Origin of the sequence: Paenibacillus sp. RU5M (assembly GCF_900221055.1) — a bacterium.
Lineage (GTDB): Bacteria > Bacillota > Bacilli > Paenibacillales > Paenibacillaceae > Paenibacillus > Paenibacillus marchantiae.
Window position 1 is genome coordinate 228,606 of the sequence record NZ_OBQM01000002.1, and the last position, 19,915, is coordinate 248,520.

Annotated in this window: 9 protein-coding genes; 1 reads left to right on the top strand and 8 read right to left on the bottom strand. The window is 46.5% G+C overall.

Annotated elements, in window-relative coordinates; translation table 11 throughout:
* Window positions 1-14: 14 nt before the first annotated feature.
* Both CRO25_RS06770 and CRO25_RS06775 read right to left on the bottom strand, forming a co-directional pair.
* Complete coding sequence (locus CRO25_RS06770; protein ID WP_079694426.1) at window positions 15-1,490, bottom strand: sucrose-6-phosphate hydrolase; 1,476 nt, start codon at window positions 1,488-1,490, stop codon at window positions 15-17.
* A 401-nt stretch (window positions 1,491-1,891) separates the two neighbouring features.
* Window positions 1,892-2,875 carry a LacI family DNA-binding transcriptional regulator gene (locus CRO25_RS06775; protein WP_079694427.1) on the bottom strand — a complete coding sequence of 328 codons (984 nt, stop codon included), beginning with the start codon at window positions 2,873-2,875 and terminating at the stop codon, window positions 1,892-1,894.
* A gap of 579 nt (window positions 2,876-3,454) precedes the next feature.
* Between CRO25_RS06775 and CRO25_RS06780 the strand changes: the two genes are divergently transcribed.
* The gene (locus tag CRO25_RS06780; protein ID WP_063563501.1) at window positions 3,455-4,537 is read left to right on the top strand and encodes a bifunctional 3-deoxy-7-phosphoheptulonate synthase/chorismate mutase; all 1,083 of its coding nucleotides are present in this window, start codon (window positions 3,455-3,457) and stop codon (window positions 4,535-4,537) included.
* 142 nt (window positions 4,538-4,679) lie between these two features.
* On the opposite strand, the gene CRO25_RS06785 is transcribed toward CRO25_RS06780, so the two are convergent.
* The 6 genes from CRO25_RS06785 to CRO25_RS06810 all read right to left on the bottom strand — a co-directional run bounded on the left by CRO25_RS06785 (window position 4,680) and on the right by CRO25_RS06810 (window position 19,871).
* On the bottom strand, window positions 4,680-6,353 hold the full coding sequence (locus CRO25_RS06785) for a ribonuclease J (protein WP_079694428.1): 1,674 nt from the start codon (window positions 6,351-6,353) through the stop codon (window positions 4,680-4,682).
* Window positions 6,354-6,513: 160 nt separating this feature from the next.
* Window positions 6,514-7,785, bottom strand: coding sequence for an L-rhamnose isomerase (gene rhaA / locus CRO25_RS06790; RefSeq protein WP_079694429.1), 1,272 nt, complete (start codon window positions 7,783-7,785; stop codon window positions 6,514-6,516).
* An 18-nt stretch (window positions 7,786-7,803) separates the two neighbouring features.
* On the bottom strand, window positions 7,804-9,873 hold the full coding sequence (locus CRO25_RS06795; protein ID WP_079694430.1) for a bifunctional aldolase/short-chain dehydrogenase: 2,070 nt from the start codon (window positions 9,871-9,873) through the stop codon (window positions 7,804-7,806).
* A 246-nt stretch (window positions 9,874-10,119) separates the two neighbouring features.
* Window positions 10,120-11,052 (bottom strand): glycoside hydrolase family 5 protein, encoded by a 933-nt coding sequence (locus CRO25_RS06800; protein ID WP_372828762.1) that lies wholly within the window; start codon window positions 11,050-11,052, stop codon window positions 10,120-10,122.
* A gap of 429 nt (window positions 11,053-11,481) precedes the next feature.
* Entirely contained in the window at window positions 11,482-12,192 is a 711-nt protein-coding gene (gene treR, locus CRO25_RS06805) for a trehalose operon repressor (protein ID WP_079694432.1), read from the bottom strand.
* Window positions 12,193-12,326: 134 nt separating this feature from the next.
* Window positions 12,327-19,871 carry a fibronectin type III domain-containing protein gene (locus tag CRO25_RS06810; protein ID WP_079694433.1) on the bottom strand — a complete coding sequence of 2,515 codons (7,545 nt, stop codon included), beginning with the start codon at window positions 19,869-19,871 and terminating at the stop codon, window positions 12,327-12,329.
* Window positions 19,872-19,915 lie beyond the last annotated feature (44 nt).

Here is a 19,915-nt window from a genome sequence, read left to right on the forward strand (position 1 = left end):
CTCTCACGTTATATCTAATAATCCCATTTTGATGCCTGAAATCCTGCTTTACCCCTATGTGCAAAGAAGCGAATCTCCACACTTTCCTTGCTTGGGAAGATACGGCTTGTGAATACCTCTTCTCCATCATTGACAAAGATCTCAACAGAAGAAGAATCCACAAAGATATGGAACTTCAGCACGTCTGCATTCAATGCGCAGCGCCGAATATTCCCGTTCTGATCCGCGAGCGTGGCGCCTGACTGTGAACGATTCAGGGTTACTTTCTGAGTCAACCGATCATATTGCAACACGGTCTTCTCTTCTGCACTCGCCCGCAATTCAATGCCTACTACCTCTGCGTCAAAATTACGGATTTCACATTCCAATTCATAAGCCATTCCAGCAAAGTCTGCGAAAGATCGAGTCTCATGATCCATTGTGAATTCCATGTGAGTCCCTTCAGAATCCCCACGCAGCTTCACCATTTCAAAGACTGGCTGCTGAATTAATTTCCCCTCCCGGAGTGACAACTGCCGCGGAATTGTTAGGCAATGTGCCCATCCACTCTTATCTGTCGGATACTCCAAATCGGGAAGTCCCATCCAGCCCACCAAAATTCGTCTTCCATCTGGCGCCTGCATCGTCTGCGGGGCATAAAAGTCAAATCCACGATCCAGCTCCTGAAATGAACCATGTTCGAAGTGCCTTGTCTGAAGATCCAGTGGTTCGCCAATCAGATAGCCCGACTGAAAAATGTTCTGATACTCATCTCCCTGACTCTCTATTCCCTGCGGCGAAAAGATCAGCACACCCTTACCCTGCATCTCCATATAATCGGGGCACTCCCACATGTAGCCAAAGTTAGGTAGCCCAGTATGAATCTCTCCAAGAAACGTCCAGTTTCTGAGATCTGACGAGCGATATAATACGGTGCATCCCTTTTCATCTACACGCTGGGCTCCAATCACACAATAATACGTGTCACCCTGCTGCCAAGCCTTGGGGTCTCTGAAATGTTCCGTGTAACCAGAAGGTACTTCAGAAATCACAGGTTGATGAACTTTGGTTATTGAACCGCTTTCATGCATAATCGCCAGACACTGATACGGATGCCTGATCCAGTCCTCATCTCTTGTATTACCTGTGTATAGCAGATTGAGCTGGCCATCTTTTTCAATAGCACTGCCCGAATATGCCCCGTGTGAATCATATGTGTCGCCCGGCTCGATTCCGATTCCGACTTCTTCCCAGTGCACCAGATCCGTTGAACGGGTATGGTACCAATACTTCATTCCATGCTCGGTCCCGAGCGGGAACCACTGATAGAACAGATGATAATATCCCTGATAATAAGAGAATCCGTTAGGATCGTTAAGAAGCCCGGTTATCGGCTGGATATGGTAATGCTGTCTCCACGGACAAGCAGAGATCAAAGCTTCCAGCTTGCCTATTTCTCCAGGCTCTGCCTGTTCGATTCGTCTGTAGCGTTGCTCTCTAGTCATTTTCATAAAAAGTGTTCTCCATCCTAGCTAATATAAATTAGAGCAAGAAATTTTACACTTGGCCACTTCAATGGCAGAACAATCCTTCGATCGCTGTTATCCCCAGATTTCCTTGATCCCTTTTCTAAAGGGTGAAATCCGCTGTAGCTTATGCTTCCGAAGCAGCTTTCTTACAGAAAGCTTTTAGGCGAACACTACGTTTCTACAGATTTTTTCTGCCCTCTCCGTGATAGTGTAACTCTTAATTTAATTTAATTTATTTAAAAATCCAAAAAATCAGAGGAACCGGTTCCAACGCGCTCAAAAAAATAATTCCATATGGCTTTTTCGCCTGCCACCGTGTTCCCATATCCTTAATGGATTTTCGGAGTGGAACCGGTTCGATGGAATTATCATAAAGGATTCATTTATATCTTGTCAACGCTTTCTCGTGGAATAATCTCCACATCAAGAATCGTGCACTGCTCCACCGGCTCGCCTTTTACCAGACGAATAATGTGCTGGGCCGCCACTTGACCTGCCTCAAAATAATGATATTTTACTGTCGTTAGTGTAGGGTGAATCATCTCGGTAATTTCATAACCGCCAAATCCAGTAACCGATAAATCCTGCGGGATTTGTATCTTATTGGAAAAAGCAATCTTCATCACACCCAGTGCGATGTTATCTGTTGCGCCCACAATAATGGTCGGTTTGCTTTCTTTCAAAATCGCTTCTGCGGTAATGATAGCCTCGGACATTTTGAAGCTTGTCTCGTAATACGTCACATCACATCCGCCACATTCGTCGATCGCACGCTTGAACCCCTGTTTGCGATGGATACCCACCGCCTGATCTCTCTCGGTAACACCAATATAGACAATTTTCCGATGGCCCTTTGTCACAACATGCTTCCCCATCTCATACCCCGCCTGATCATCATTATGAACCAGACTGTGTAACTGTTCATGCTGCTGCCCTACCAATAGCACCGGAATTCCGATGTCTTCAACAGCTTTGAGATGTGCATCGGTCACTTCTGCGGCAAGCAGAATAATGCCGGATACCTTCTGTCTGGCAAAGTCATATATGGCATCAATCTCGCGCTGCATATCCTGGCTCGTATTCGCGATCAGCATCTGATACTGATTATTTCTTAATTCTTCATCGATGCCGATCAATGTCTGAGAGGTTGCAAAGGAATCCAGACGAGGAACAACCGTTCCAATAATACTGGTTTTTTTGGCTTTAAGACTCTGTGCGAACGTATTGGGTACGTAATTGTATTGTTTAATAATGCGCTCAATTTTCTGCCGTGTATCGTCACTAACAGAACCACCATTCAGGAAACGAGAGACGGTGCTCTTCGCCACGCCTGCCATTTGGGCGATATCCGAAATCGTTTTATTCATAACTTCTCCTCTTATTCTCATTCGCTTGAATTCACTTATATTACCTTTTATTATACTTCGAATGGCAAACCCTTGCGAATACTATTCCCACGGAGATATTAGTAAATCTCACGCAACTCTGAACGTGCATGTTCAATGTGTCACGGTAAAGCGTTATTGATGCATGGCATTAATTCAGCTTCTTGCAGACATGGAACATGAGATGCTAGTATAACTTCAATTCATAACGTGCATCATGAAATACAGAACCGAATATCATTATTCATACAGGCTATGACGGAAAGAGTACGCGGAGTTATCGTTCATTACAGGGACGCGGTGCCGAAGACTGAGAGCACCCGAAAGGAACATGCCGCCGAAGTTCACTCCCGAGCCGATTGCTGAAGAGCTGCTCCTCATGGATATAGCTTCTAGGACAATCCGTTCCTTGCGTTAAAAGGTCAAAGTGAGAAACAGATCGGCTGTATTCAATCAGCAGGACCGTTTCTAATTAGGGTGGTACCACGGCTTCTTCGTCCCTTACGGATGAAGGGCCTTTTTGTGTTTTTTCATAAATTTAAATTAAAGGAGTGGATCAGCATGGATCAAAGCATGAACTTGGAACAATTAAGAGGCCGATTGAGTGAGATTAATCATAACCTTCTGCACTTGTTGTCAGAACGGGCCCAAATTACACAGGAAATTGGTCAAATCAAGGAAAAACAAGGTGTACCCAAATTTGATCCGGTTCGCGAAAAAGAAATGCTGGAGGAACTGACAGCCGCCAATCCGGGGCCTTTCCAAGACGATGCCATCAAACTTCTGTTCAAACAGATTTTCCAGGCTTCCCTGAACCTTCAGGTCGACGAACATAAGAAACAACTGCTCGTTAGCCGCAAAAATCAGCAGGAAGATACTGTCGTCTCCATCGGAAACGTCAAGGTTGGCGCAGGCAAACCCATTATGATCGCTGGCCCATGCTCGGTTGAAAGTTATGAGCAGGTACGCGAGGTCGCAGCAGCGCTGAAAGCGGCCGGCATTACCGTAATGCGCGGAGGTGCATTTAAACCTCGTACTTCTCCATATGACTTCCAGGGACTCGGAATCGAAGGATTGAAAATTCTGAAGGAAGTTGCCGACGAGTTCGGACTGAAGACAATTAGTGAGATTGTGCATCCAAGTCATATTGAATTGGCTGGCCAGTATATTGATGTCATCCAGATCGGTGCCCGTAACATGCAAAACTTTGAACTGCTCAAGGCTGCCGGGGATGTTAAGATTCCTATTCTGCTGAAACGTGGTTTGGCGGCAACCATTGATGAATTCGTTCATGCTGCGGAGTACGTTGTCTCCCGCGGGAACAAACAAGTTATGCTGATTGAACGCGGCATTCGCACCTATGAAAAAGCAACACGAAACACACTAGACATCTCTGCTGTGCCGATTCTGAAACAGGAAACCCACCTTCCTGTGCTTGTGGACGTCACCCACTCTACCGGGCGCAAAGATATCCTTGCGCCATGTGCCAAGGCAGCTCTTGCTGCGGGTGCAGATGGCGTTATGGTTGAGGTTCATCCGAATCCGGCCGTAGCCCTCTCCGATAGCGCACAGCAATTAAATATCGAGCAGTTCCACCAGTTCCTCTCCTCTGTGAGACAATCTGGATTGCTGAAGGATCAATAGGTTAGTTAACAATAAAAGCCTGACTGAAATGTGTGGTTCATACGAAAAACGGTATGATCCTACATTTCTCAGGCTTTTGACTATCTTAATCTTAATTTTAATCCACATCTTAATCTCTATACATCGGCTCTGCTCCACTTTCTCAAACCTCAATAATAATGGGCAGAATCATTGGTCTTCGTTTTGTTTGGGCGTAGATGTAATGACCGATCTCGTCTTTCAGCTTTCTTTTGATCACATTCCACTGATTCGCTCCGCTTCCGGTTAACTCATCCATCTTGTTCTGAACAAGCTCATGAATCTCTTTCATGAATTCCTCGGAATCCTTCACAAACACAAAACCTCTGGAAATAATCTCAGGTGCTGTCACCATATGTTTCTCCGTTTTGCTCAGCGTAGTCACAATCACCAGCATTCCATCGGATGACAGTTGCCGGCGATCACGCAGCACGATATTCCCGACGTCGCCCATGATCAGACCGTCGACCAGACTGTTGCCTGAAGCAATTTTGGGACCAGGAGATGCCACGCCATCTTTGTACTGAATCATATCCCCATTGTTCACGATGAATACATGATCCCGTTCGATCCCCACGGACTCCGCCAGTTGTCTATGCTGATACAGCATGCGGAACTCACCGTGAACTGGAATTAGATAATCAGGCTTCATCAGGGTCAGCATCAGTTTGAGTTCTTCCTGGCTGCCGTGTCCTGATACATGCATGCCTGCTGCTCCGCTTGAACCGTAAATGACGCGTGCTCCGAGCACATACAGATTATCAATGACATGCGCAAGATTGCGTTCGTTCCCCGGGATCGCCCCAGCGGCAATAATGACGGTATCTCCAGGTGCAATCTTCACATGAGGATGTTTGGAGGCCGCCAAACGGGATAAAGCAGCCATCGTTTCACCCTGACTTCCCGTACAGAGCACAACGACCTCATCAGGTGGAAACTGGTCCGAATCAATGGCCTCAATGAGCAGCCCCTCTGGTACATCCAGGTATCCCAGTTCACTAGCTACGGACACTACATTAAGCATGCTTCTACCCAGCAGAGCCAGCTTGCGCCCCGTCTCGAATGCTGCATTTACAATCTGTTGAACCCTGCTTACGTTGGACGCAAAGGTAGAAATAAACACTTTTTGTTTGGCACGAATAAACGCGTCCAATATGTGGTCACCTACGACACGCTCGGAAGGGGTGAACCCCGGTCTCTCTGCATTGGTGCTCTCGGACAACAGCACGTGTACACCTTGTTTGCCAATCTCGGCCATACGGTGCAGATCGGGATACGGCCCATTTACAGGTGACATATCAAACTTGAAATCCCCGGTATGGACTACATTTCCTCCAGGTGTTTGAAAGAAAATACCCAGGCAATCCGGTATGCTGTGACTGGTCGCAAAAAAAGAAATCTGAATTCCACCCAGCGTAATGCTGGATTTGGAATCAACCGTATGCAGATCTGCTTTGCGCAGCAGCCCATGCTCTCTCAGTTTCAGTTCAATTAATCCTCGTGTCAGTCTGGATGCATACACCGGGATATTGATTTGTTTTAACAAATAGGGAATGCCGCCAATGTGGTCTTCATGTCCATGGGTAACCACAAGCGCCCTCACCTTGTCCTGATTTTCCAGCAGATATGTCACATCCGGAATGATGAGATCAATACCCGGCAGGGTTTCATCCGGGAATTTGGAACCACAGTCGATGACAATGATGTCCTGATTATATTGGATCAGATACATGTTCTTACCTATTTCATTCAAGCCGCCAAGTGCCGCGATATACAATTTGTTGTGGGCGAGATTCAAATCGGATGCATCCTCCTCTACGTTGCAGTACTAGCATTGAAGCTTTGCATTTTTCTATGTATTTTTAGTATGGAAATTCTGACCGCAGTTATGCATTTCGCAGCTGTTTCCATGCAAAAAAGCCACAGTGGAAAACTTCTCCACCGTGGCCTGCATCATCCTATACGAAAGATTTATCTCGTTGAAGTAAAACTTCCTGCTCATAGGTTTTGATCTCAGCAATCCACTGTTCGCGTACAGGTATTTGCTGCTGAGCGCAATAATAATCCCAGATCGCGCCGAAAGGATAGGACTTAAACTCTTCTGTCAAAGCAAGACGAAGGGTGTAATCCCCTTCCAGCTCCGCTGATTTCAGAGCATCCACAGGTTCCAACATCGCACGTAGCAACGCTTTAATCGTGTTGCGTGTGCCAACTACCCACGCAGCAACTCGATTGATGCTTCCATCAAAGAAATCGAGTCCGATATGTGTCGTTGGAAGCAGATCATGACGTACCAATTCGCGAGCAATTTCCAGCAGCTCATCATCCATAATGACAACATGGTCACTGTCCCAACGCATTGGACGGCTGACATGCAGCAGAATGCCGTTGGTAAACAGGGCCAGTGAAGATAGTTTGTTAGAAATAACTTCCGTTGGATGAAAATGTCCGGCATCAAGGCAGATTAACGTATCATTTTGCAGTCCATAGCCCATATAGAATTCATGAGAACCAACGACATACGCTTCGGAGCCGAGGCCAAATAGCTTACTCTCGACCGCATCCAGATGATACTTCGGATCAAGCTTCTCGGCAAACACCTCATCAAGTGAATCCTTCAGCCGCTTCCGCGGTGTCATGCGATCGACCGGATTATCCTTGAACCCGTCCGGCACCCAAACATTGGTTACACAAGTCTGGCCCAGCTGCTCGCCAAAGTAAGCGCCAATGCGGCGGGATGCTTTGCAGTGATCAATCCAGAACTTGCGAATCGCCGGATCGGAATGACTTAGCGTGAAACCGTCACTTGATTTTTCATGTGAAAAACAGGTTGGATTGAAATCCAGACCGAGCCCTTGTTCTTTGGCCCATTTCACCCAGTTCTCATAATGCTTCGGCTCAATCCGATCCAGCTCTACTTGTTCGTCCGTATCCGCATAGATCGCGTGCAAATTGACCTTATGTTTGCCGGGAATCATTGAGAAGGCTTGCTCCAGGTCTGCCCGAAGCTCTGAGGGTGTCGTTGCAGCCCCCGGATATTGACCTGTAACGGATATTCCACCCGTAAGTTCCCCATCTTTATTCAGAAAACCTTTTACATCGTCCCCTTGCCAACAGTGAACAGACACTTTGATCTCCGCGAGCTTCTTCAGCACTTCATCCGTATCAATTCCATGCTGAGCATATAATGATTTGGCTGCTTCATATGCTTGCTTGACCTGATTTTCCATGTGCGAGAACCCTCCTTATTATCGTGTAAATGCTGCTGGCACACCGCCATCAATCGTCATCATGCAACCGGTTGTTTTTTCTGATTTGGAAGAGGCAAAAAAGGCGATGCCTTCCGCAATATCTCTCGGATAAATATTGACGAGCAAAGTTGTACGTTTGCGATAGTACTCTTCCAGTTGATCTGGTTCGATACCATAGGCTGCTGCACGTTCATTTCTCCATGAACCGTTCCAGATCGCTGAACCTTGCAGGATGGCATCCGGGAGAATCGTATTTACACGAATACCGTATTCCCCACCTTCAGCCGCGATGCAGCGGGCCAAATGAGCCTCAAGTGCTTTGGCCGAGCTGTAAGCTGAGGCGCTTTTACCCGCATAGACTGAGTTTTTGGACCCGATAAATACCATACTGCCGCCAATCCCCTGTTGTTTCATCAACTTGAAGGCTTCGCGTGCCACGAGGAAGTACCCTGTACCCAGCACATTCATGTTCAAGTTCCATTCTTTTAATGATGTTTCGTCGAATGGACTGGAGGTGGCCAGGCCTGCATTGTTCACGATAATATCCACGCCGCCATATTGTACGGCAACTTCAGCATACGCAGATTGCACGGCCTCTTCATCGGTTACATCCATCTTCAATGCATATGCACGATTGGCACCATATTGGTCGTTAATTTCCTGAGCTACTTTCTGTGCTCCTTCAAGGTTGAGGTCCGCGAGAACGACATGTGCCCCTTCAGATACCAATCTGCGTGCGGTTTCACTTCCAATTCCACCGGCCCCCCCGGTAATAAACGCAACTTTGCGGGAAAACTCAGTCTCCGCCGGAGCCAGCGATAATTTGTAAAGCTCAAGCGGCCAGTACTCCACATTGTAGGATTCATTGGCGCTGAGGGATACGAATTGGCCCAGACTTGTCGCACCGCGCATCACGGCAATGGCTCTATGATACAATGCCCCGCTCACCTGGGACAGTGCCCAGCTCTTGCCTGTGTTGATCATGCCCACACCTGGGATAAGAATGACGCGAGGTGCAGCTTCGAACATCACGTCACCATCATTTTTGTTGCTCTCAAAATATTGTTGATATTGTTCTTTGTAGGCGGCTACGCCTTCCACCAGTTTGGATTTCAGCCCTTCAATATCCTCCGCGTCCGGTGTCCAATCGATGAATAGAGGTACCACTTTGGTGTGCACCAAATGATCCGGGCACGCCGCGCCTACCTGTGACAGCTTCGGCGAATCCACTCCTCCAACGAAGGCAAGCACATCCTCCTGATCGTCAAAGGACAAAATCATTTTTTTGCTATCCGATACCGCTCCCCGAATGGTCGGCATTACTTTGGATACGATCTGGCGACGCACTTCTGCCTCAAACGCAGGATGCTTCTCTCCGCCAAACAGGCTTCCTTCGTCAACACGTGCTTCAATGAAGGCTTCCGCTTCATTAATAATTTTGATCGTCTGGGCGTAACATTCTTCCGAGGTTTCTCCCCAAGTCACAAGTCCATGCTTCTCCATCAGAACCAGTTCGGCATTGGGATTCGAGAATACGCTTTCAGCAATCATCTTGGATAGTGTGAATCCTGGACGCACATAAGGAACCCATACAAATCGATCCCCGTAAATCTCTTTCGCCAGTTCTTTTCCGTTATCTGCACAACACAGACTAATAATCGCATCTGGATGGGTATGGTCCACATGTTTATATGGAAGGAATGCATGCAGCAACGTCTCAATGGATGCACGCGGGTGTTTGGAATCGATCATGCAATGACCCAGGTATTCGACCATCTGTTCATCCGACATGGATTCCCGTTCGATTAATGGACGAATATCTTCGAGTCCAAGGCCTGTAAAATGCTTCGCCTGCATAGAAGCCAGATCAGATCCGCTGCCTTTTACATACATCACTTCTATATCACGGCCGCGAAAATCTTTCACCGTCGTTTTGGTAGACGTATTGCCTCCGAAAATGTTACATACACGGCGATCTGACCCAATCAGATTGGATCGGTAGACCAGTTGCTCCAGTCCGGTTGTTTTCTCCGAAGCCTGTGATGAATTCCATAAACTCTGTACCATTTGTTCCCCTCCGATAATGTTTGTTTTATTCCTAATCAGAGTTTATCATCTTTGTTTTGTTTTGAAAACAAAAGATTTTAAATATAAACGGAAAAATTCAAAAGAATTCTGTTTTGATGATTTTTCTTTCAAAAAAACACCCTGACGTGTTGGTCAGAGTGTTTGGAAGAGATTTGTGGTCACAACAAGCTTAATGTCGCTAGTGGATTGGATGAATCATTTTAGCAAAACTAGACCCTATAGACCCTAGTAGATCCCTGCTTTTTTTGAAGTATTTTTGATTCCGTAATTGTCGTTGACGACTGTGTTTCCAAAGCTTGTCAAACTTCCGTTAGAACCCGTAGCCAAGTCCAAATAGTTCAAATCGGAACTGTTGCCATACCAGGACCATGCGAGCCAGCCGACCCCTTTTTCCTGACCATATTTCATGATCGCATATTCATCGACATCTCCGTTCGTGTGGTATCCGCCGAATTCACCGATGATCAGGGCCAGACCTTTGTTTAATACGCTTTCCATGTTGGCTTTTACGGTTGCCGCGTCTTTACCGGCATATTCATACATGTGAATCGAAAACACAGTATTTTTCTGTGTATCTGCTGCAAATACACTTTGTCCATAATCCACGATGGATTGTGGGTACTGCCCCCAGCCCGCTGCATCCACGATCAACGTATTGTTAATCCCGGCATTTCTCAGCTTCGGAATCGCTTTTTTGTATCCGTCAGCCCAAGCACTACCGTTCCATGTTCCATACCATTCGTTCGCGATATTTACGATAACTCTGTCTTCTTTGCCAATGAGTGCTTCCTTGATGCTAATCCAGTAATTCACTGCTGCATCCAACGAATTATAGTCATCCTTACCTGTTGCATCATGTACTTCAAGCACCGCAATCATTTTGTTTGCGCTCACAACATTAATGATGTTTTTAACGGAGTTCAGATCGTCTTTGGTGTACTGCACGCCATTGGAGAGCACAATCCGTACGGTGTTGGCACCTGTTTTGGCAATTGCAGGAATAGCCGTGTTCAGGTCGTTCTTAAACCATGAATGTCCATGATTGACACCTCTCATCACAAATGCCTTGCCAGTGGAATCGTACAATTTGCCTCCGCTTACATAAAATCCTGTAGCAGCAGACGCTTTGGGTGCAGCACTCCCCAGAATCACCAACATAAGTGCAGCTATTACGGTAAAGACTGTACACTTTTGCAACTTGACCATTCGCTAGAACCTCCTACATTTTTTATTTATTTCAATTAACCCTGCTCAAGGCAATAAGTTAACTAAAATCAAGAGTATCCCATAATTTTATAAAGTTATTATTTATAAATAAATAACTTTATGTAAGATACATAATTTAATTTTATTTACTTAATCGTTAAGGTTATGGACATATAATAAAATGAAAACGCTTACCGGTCAAGTTATTTTTTCCATGATAAGGAATTTATTTTGTACTCGCTACCTCCCCCATCAACACTCCTTATTTGGCAATCGACCCCCTAAACACTTCAAATCGTTTTCAAAACAAAGAGAGCACCTCGTTCACCCCTAAAAGAAGTGAATAGGTACTCTCTGTTTCATATCCATGGTCAATGGATATCATCTACGCCGGGCAAAGTCCACAAATCTGAACTTGTCCGGGCGATGCCTTGCCTCTGTGAACTGGAATTGACTTGCATCCTCCAGGTAAACCTGACTTCTAACCACAACTACATTGTGGAATCCTTCGAGATCAAGCAATTCCCTATCCTCAGCAGTAGGCTCCTCCACCAAAATTTCCTTTTTGGCAAAAGAGATAGTCAGCCCGAGCTCTTCCTCAATGTACTCGAAGATGGAGTCATTACATATTTCCTTGCTCAAACCGGGAATAAGCCTCTGGCTTATATGGTCCTTGTCGAGAATGACATGTTCGCCATCCACTTGCCGTACACGTCTGATCTCCCAGACCTTTTCATTCAGGCCAAAATTGATTTTCTTGAACAAGGCCTGATCAACCTTTTTTTCTTCAAAAACCTTAACGTACGTTTTGGCCCGATGTCCCATTTTTTTAGCCAGTTCCTTGAAGCTGACGAGGCCCGAAATAGGAAAATCAATTTTACGTATATCCAATACAATGGAGCCCTTACCTTGAATTTTCTGAATATAACCTTCTTCAGACAGCATTTTAAGCGCTTTGCGAATTGTCTCTCTAGACGTTTGATAACTTTCCGATAAATCAAGTTCCGAGGGAAGCAACGTACCTGCTTCAATTTCTCCAGTCCGAATACGAGCTGCAATATCTTCATAGATTCGGATAAATTTATTATTCATCATTCATCACCACTGTCCATTACCCTTTTTTATCATATTGGCAACCTATTATAACATTAAAAGTCGAATGACGGATAATGCGGCTACTGAGGATGATGAAATGATGAATTTCCATGTGATTCAATCTAAGTCTTTCAATCCGATTTTGACGTGTTAGCCTTACCGTCTATATCAATACTCGTTCCTTTATCATCCATAGTTCGGTTCTCTTCCTCCATAGTTTGACCTTCTTCTATAATACGGATCAGTTTGTTCAGTCGGAAGATCAGGGCTGCGGCCTCAGATCTGCTCAGATGCTGCATGGGTCGGAAACTGCCGTCTTCGTACCCGGTAAGCATGTACATTCCAGCAAGCTCTTCAACCTCTTCTTTGGCCCAATCGGACACATCCATCTGATCCGTAAAAGCACGACGTGAAGTTGCGGGTTCCGGCTTGATTTTGCGAATAACATTCGCAATGATCTTCGATGCCTGTTCCCGGGTTACCAGCGCATATGGAGCAAATTTACCTTTACCCATGCCATGTACCATACCAAGACTTACGGCCGCTTCTATCTCAGGAGCAAACCAATCCTGATCGTTCACATCCCGAAAAGCATGCTGATAAACGGCAGATGTATCCAGACCCATTAATCGCACAATAAGTGCTGTGAACTCAGCTCTTGTAATGGGACGACGGGGTTCGAAGCGGGTTTCACTCACACCTTGAATGATGTTTTGCTCTGCCAGCCATATAATCTGATCTTTATTGAATGTTTGACCAATATCAATGAACTTAACCTCTTTCTTGGCTGTTGTTTCCGCTTTGTCATTTTGCTCAGGTTGAGACAATCCGGACGACTGAACATCTTCCGGTTTAGAGGAAGGTGCAGGTGAACCAGCTCCACTTCCGCTTGGAAGTGGATATGGCAGAGTCACGGCAGTGGCCTGCTGGCTTTCACTTTTTTCCCCGGCTGAATTTTCAGTCCACAATATGACATCATAGCGCTGTCCGCCCGTTAGTCCTGTCCAGATGTAGCTTCGATCTTTTCCACGATAGATCTCCCGCCCACTACTAGAAAGCACGATCGTTTCATTCAAAGATTCCAATTTCCAGCTCAATGCAATGCTGCTTGTGCTCTTGGAGTTCGCTGAAACGGTGAATTCTTCTGAAGGCAATGTCTCGAACTCGGGTACATCGACTGTCTTTCCGTCTCCCGCCTCATTGAAAGGCACAATAGAAAAGTCGGAATAGACCTGGGCACTTTTCAATTCAGTCACATGAATCGACGTTTCCATTGTTGTCGCAATCAGCTCGTCTTCCTGATAGATGCGATAGCCTGCTGCACCAGGAATCATATCCCACATAATATCTGCACCATGCTGAGCGCGTTCTTCCACTTGAGGTGGAGAAGGAATTTTGCCAGGCAGCGTTACTGCTGTTATATTGAAACCGCCCTTGCTCTTACCGGAAGCATTTACGGTTTTGATGGTATAGACATAATTTACACCAGGCTCAAGCCTTTGGTCCTCGTAATAAGGCTCGTCAACAGACACTCGGCCAATCTCCGCACCGTCACGTTCAATGATGAATTGCTCAGCCCCCTTGACATGGCTCTTTTCGAACTGAAGTTGTATGCTCTCCTGTGTCGAACGATATTCCACTTCCTTGGGAGCTTCCGGTTTGGTCAACAACGTATAATTAAGCTTATGTGATGTATCCCCCTGCTCGTTCTCGGTATACAGTTCAATGGAGTAGTTCGTTCCGCCCTGAAGTTCCTTTACGATATACTCTTTTTGTCTGCCTCTATACAGCTCAATACCATCCATTAGAACCACAAACGTTTCGTTGAGGTAAGGAAAATCCCACTCCAGTCTGGCATGATCCGTCTCCGGATATAGCTTCATCTCAATAGAATCGACATGAGGCAGCGTGAAAAATGGAGCAACGACCATTGGAATTCCATTACCCGCTGTATTATAAGGAACGATCTGTACTTGATCATATTGGGCTGCACTGACTAGCCCCTTAAGGGTAACCTCAGTCAAATCACTCTCTGTAATGATTGTGAATTCGTCAGCCGCTATCATTACAATGTAACCCTCTGCACCTTGAACCTTTGTCCACTTAATCACTGCCTCCGTCTCTTCAATCACGTCTGGATGCAGCGTTTCCGTAATTGTTGCAGGCAGCGTACGCAATTGAACATCAAATCCCGTATCGCTATCGCCGGAAGCATTCGAAGTCTTAACCGTATAAGTGTATCTCTCTCCCGGCGTCAAGTCCTTGTCTTCATAAGAGATACTGTCAGCCGGAATACGGTCAATTTCAATACCATCTCGCAAAATGATCAATTGTTCTGTGCCTCGTGTGGCGCTGCCACTCAGATCCAGCGTTGCCGATTGATCGGTTACTGCAGCAATACTTGCTGTTTGTGGGGATATGGGTTTGGTCAACAAAAGAACCTGAATAGGAGAAGAGCGGTGACCATCCTCATTCATAACTGTAAGTTCAAACGCATACGTTGTGCCATCCAATAAACTGGCGAGATGGACCAATGGTTCGGACACAGTCTGAACTCCCCCCGTTGTCTGATTGCGAATTTCATATGCGGCTGCTCCCTTTACTGCTTCCCACGCCAGATCAAACGTGTGCGTTCCCTTGATCACTGTAATTCCATCTGGTGATAGTGGCAGAGTTTGAGTTGTTATTCCATAGACAAGGGAAGCACCCGAACCACTTGCATTAACCGCCCGGATCTTGTACGTATATTTCGTGCCGGGCGACAAATCCTCATCTACGAATCGGGTTTCACTCGCATCCATGCGAGCAATCTCTCGCCCATTGCGTTCAATGATGTATTCGTCTGCACCCTTTACCCCTGTTTTGGTAAAATCCAGACTAAGACTGTTTTCCGACACTTCCGTTGCCTTAATCTCAACTGGCTTCTCAGGCAATGTAAGTATGGATATACCCGTCGCTTCGGATGGGGTCCCTTGTCTGTTCACTGCAACAAGTATGTAATGATGCATCGTTCCATCCTCAAGTCCTGAAATAAAGGTCGTCAGCTCTGTTCCACGGTAAATCTCTTTGTTCCCCTGCTGAATTACATACTCCGAGGCACCTGCTACCGAATCCCATGACAAGGTGGCTTTATGTACTCCTGGTTCAACAACGATTTCTGAAGGGGCGGTCGGTTTGGATAATCGAATCAAGCTGGCGGACTGACCGACTCCAGACGTGTTCACGGCCTGTACTTCCACTAAATACTCCATACCTGGCAACAATTCTTTAGCCGTATAGGCAAGTCCCGAAGTTCGCCCCACTTCCGTCCCATTGATACTAACAATATAGGATTCGGCTGTATTTACAGATTCCCATTCCACCCCAATACTCGTTTCATCCGTACGTGTTACTTTGAGCCCTTTAGGTCTGGTTGGCAAAGTAAGCAGTTCACCGCTTGTGGGTGCACCATAACCAGCAGCATTTCCGGCCTCCACCTGATACGTATAGTGGCGGCTGCCTGATAACTGATGGACTTCAATCTGTGTATCTGAAATCTCATAACTCTGCCCCTCAAGAACGACCCGGTACTTCGTCGCGCCGGGGACTGCATCCCATCTGAGTGTTGCTCCAGTTTCAGTCGGTTGAACAAAGTGAAGACCTGAAGGACTCTCGGGAAGCGTCGTTCCAGATACTTGATTGGATTGACCTTGTCCACTTCCATTGCCTGCCTGAACGTCCACCTGAACCAACGTTCCTGCAGTCAATCCCGTTAGCAGATATTCATGAGTTCCAGCAAGCAGCGTCCCCCGCTTCTCCCCATTCACAAAGACTTCGTATCGCTCCGCGCCTCTTACAGGATCCCAACTGAGATGCATGCTCGTTGTTGTAGCATTATCTATACTCAAGCTTTCAATGGCCCCCGGCAATGTCAGCAGCTTCTGCAAACTTGTTACCGGACCTTCTCCTGTCTCGTTTGCGGCTAGCAATTCATAGCTATACTCTGTTCCACTATCCAGACCTGCGTCCACATACTCCGTTTCCAATCCTTCGTAGACTCCAGCTCCACTGCGTGAAAGGCTGTAATACGTAACTGAAGTTACCGTCTCCCATCCCAGAGAGATCTCATGCTCCCGAATCTGCACTGCCGCAAATTCACCAGGTGCTGCAGGCAATGTCAGGAATCCCACCCTGCTGCTTTCTCCCGTACCACTCTCATTCAGTGCTGTGACCGAAATCGTATGAATGCTCCCCGGGACCAGATTGGTCATGTACGGAATATTGGAAGAATCGGAGATCGTCTGGTCAAATACAATACTTCCATCCGAAGTTGCAGCCGTGATACGGTACGCAGTAGCACCTTGAACCGAATCGAAATGTACTTCTGCCAGCTCAGGCTGGGAATCGACTTTTCGAACTTGTAATGATCCCGGTGCCGCGGGGATTGTCAGTGCACGGACAGATACTGCATCACTTATGCCAGTATGGTTTCGAACTCTCACTTCGTAATCATAGACTTGCCCACCACTTAGGGAGTGATCAATGAGCGTATGTTTAGGATAATCCAGTGTCCAGGACTGGCCTGTCGTATGGTTTATGATTTCATACTGATACCCGTCGGTATACCATTCTCCTGTGGGCAGATCCCACGTAAGTTCTGCCGAAGTCTCACTGATCTGTGTAACGCTCGCATTTCCCGGCTGCTGTGGCTTGCGCTGGATCTGATAAGGTGCTGATACGGTCTCATATGTATTCCCTGCCATATCTATTGTTTTGGCATGGATATACCAAATGCCTTCGGATTCAATTGAAATTACAGGCTCATTCGAGCGGGCTTCATTCCAGTTGTCTGGCGATGCGGTACTGTTGGTCACACTGTACAATCGCGAATTCTCATTGATACCCGAATCAGAATCTTCATATTGAACGGTAGCAGATATATTAGTGTCAATCCAGCCTTGTCCATTCGGTGTAAATGTAATCGTTGGAGCAACCTGATCGACATAAGCCGTACGACTGACCTCCTTGCTAACGTTTCCGACAGCGTCTCTCGCTCTGGCTCGAATTACGTTGGGACCGTTTGAACTCACTGTACCTGAGTTTCCTACAATATACGGGGCCCCATTCAAACTATATTCATACGAAATGGCATGTTCATCTACGCTGCCAGCAATCGTAAATTGTATAGCTTCCTTGCTCCAGCCAGACTGACTTAATGTAATAACCGGCTCTGTTGGAGCAGTCTTATCCAGTCGAATGAGTGCTTTTGTAACAGTACTTACATTCCCTACCCTGTCAAGCGAGCGCGCATATACTGTGGTTTGTCCTTCTTCGGTAACCTTCACTTCTCCAGTGTAATCTTTCCAGGGGCCTTGTTCGTTTAGACGATATTGGCTTTTGGCAAGTCCACTGCCTGTATCTTCACCGCTGGTTATTTCAAAGGATACATCCTGATTCGTCCATTCATCAGCACTGAGTGTAATCTTTGGCTCATCAGGTCCTGTCTTGTCAATCCGGGCATTGGCTGAAGTTGACGCACTGACATTAGAGGCCCGATCCACACTTCGCGCCTGAATCTCGGTGATTCCTTCGGTATTGATGGTAAATGGCTCTCGATAATCGACCCAAGTTCCTTCAACTCCAAGTCTATATTGCGTAAGACCCACTCCACTTGCTTCATCCGTACCTGCCGTTAACGTCACTGTTACTGCCGAATGGGTCCACTCCGTCGGATTTAACGAGATGACGGGAGGTGTCGGAGCTGTACGGTCCACTCGTGCTGTAACAGAAGCCTCCTGTCCTGTATTGCCAAATGCATCTATGCTGCGTGCAATAATGAGTGTGTTTCCTTCAGAAGCAACCGTAATGGGAGCAGTGTATTCCTTCCATTCTCCCCCAATCCCCAGCTTGTACTCAGTCTTCTGTACACCACTTAAGGCATCCGAGCCTGCTGTAATCGTAACCAGGACATCTTCCTTGGTCCAAGAAGAAGGATTTACTGCTATCGAGGGAGCAGTGGGACCGGTTGTGTCCTTTGTGATCTGACCTGCAGAGGTAAATGCAGTCTGTATGCCTTCTCCATTCAGTGCTGCTACATATACGTTATATAATCCGTCTGCAAGTCCAGTTAACGCAAGTTCAGTCCGAGTTGATGAAGTTGTACCCGATGCAAGCACTTGTCCGACGGAGTTACGTATTTCCGTTTTGTAACTCGTTCCCGCAGGATTGCCATTGTTGTTCCAACTAGCCGTAACGGAGTTACCTGACTGGCTCACAGCTGCATCGCTTGGTGCATTGGCTAGTGTAAATTTGCTAGCTGGACTTGAATACCCCGTATACGAACCCACTGTATTTTTAGCGCGCACAGCAAAAGAATATTGAGTATTCGGTGTAAGCCCGGTCACCTGCCGACTATTTGTTGTACCCGTATCAAAGGTTTGATTCGTCGTTACATTTTTCAGTTCATACGTCACGGAAGCATCATTCGCCTTTTTGTCCCAGTTGACCGTCAGATTATTATTGTTAACAGATGTAAATGACGGTGTTCCCGGAACAACGAAACTTTTCACCGTGAAGTTGACAGTGCTCGCAGAGGAGACCCCTCCCTTGTCATCCATTACCCACACCTGCAACGTATGTACGCCATCTGCGAGCGTGTCTGGCAATGTGTAATTCGTGTTAAACGACTGATTGGAACCTGTAGCCGTCATCTGTGTCAACATGTTTTCGGAGCCTCCGTCGATTGACCATTTGACAGTCAGAAGATCTCCCACATCCGTATCCCGGGTTGTACCGGATATTTGAAGCTGTTCTCCTTTGTAATAGGTCTGGCCCGAAGACGGTGCCGATAGTGCAAATGAAGGCGGTGCATTTTTGGGACCAATCCCCACAATCGTCGAAAATTTGCGTGAAGCCTGGTTCGCGGTTGCTTTGCCGTTCCACCAAAACTGCGCAGCAGTATCCGTTGCGGTAACGGTCTGCCCTGGCGTAAAGGAAGATGGAGAAGAACCACCTATCAGCTGCGCATTGTCCGGGCTATTGTACTGCCCCATGAAAATGCGATCTGCGTCCACAACGTTATACGTGTTGGCATAAAAAGCAGTTACCTGAACACCTCCACTGTAATTGCGCCAGCCGTTCTCAATCACTTCAAACGGAGAAGCATCGTTGCCATTCACCATCGTATCCCAATAGAACGTACCTCCCAGATTCAGCGTAGAGCCGCTGCGGTTAACAGCCTCCAGCTCCACCTTCATATAACCGCCCTGAGATGTGGCATTAACGATGGACACGCGCAAAATATACTCTACGTTGTCTTTCTGCCTGGACATTTCGATTACATTATTATTGATTCGATAATAATTAAGGGGCAGCGACTTAAAATTAACGGGTGTTCCGTTATGATCAATAATGGTGGATACATTCCCGGTATCGCCACCGTAGAATACGTTTGTATTAGGAAGCAACACAATTCTATATTTGCCATCACTATTCATCTCCACTTTCACCTTGGAGGATTGAACAGCCTTCATGCTGGAAGTATCGGATACAATACTGATGGTTTCCACAGCTTCAGCCATAATGGCCGTTGAACCCCATTCGACCAGCAAGGCTTGGGGTGACAGCAGAGCAAATGCAAGTACCACTTTGGTAAGCTGCTCGGCCTGTTTTTTAATACGCTTCTCAGATTTCTTCAACGTCTGCTCTCCTTTTCTGCACACAAAAAAAGGAGGCACCCCAA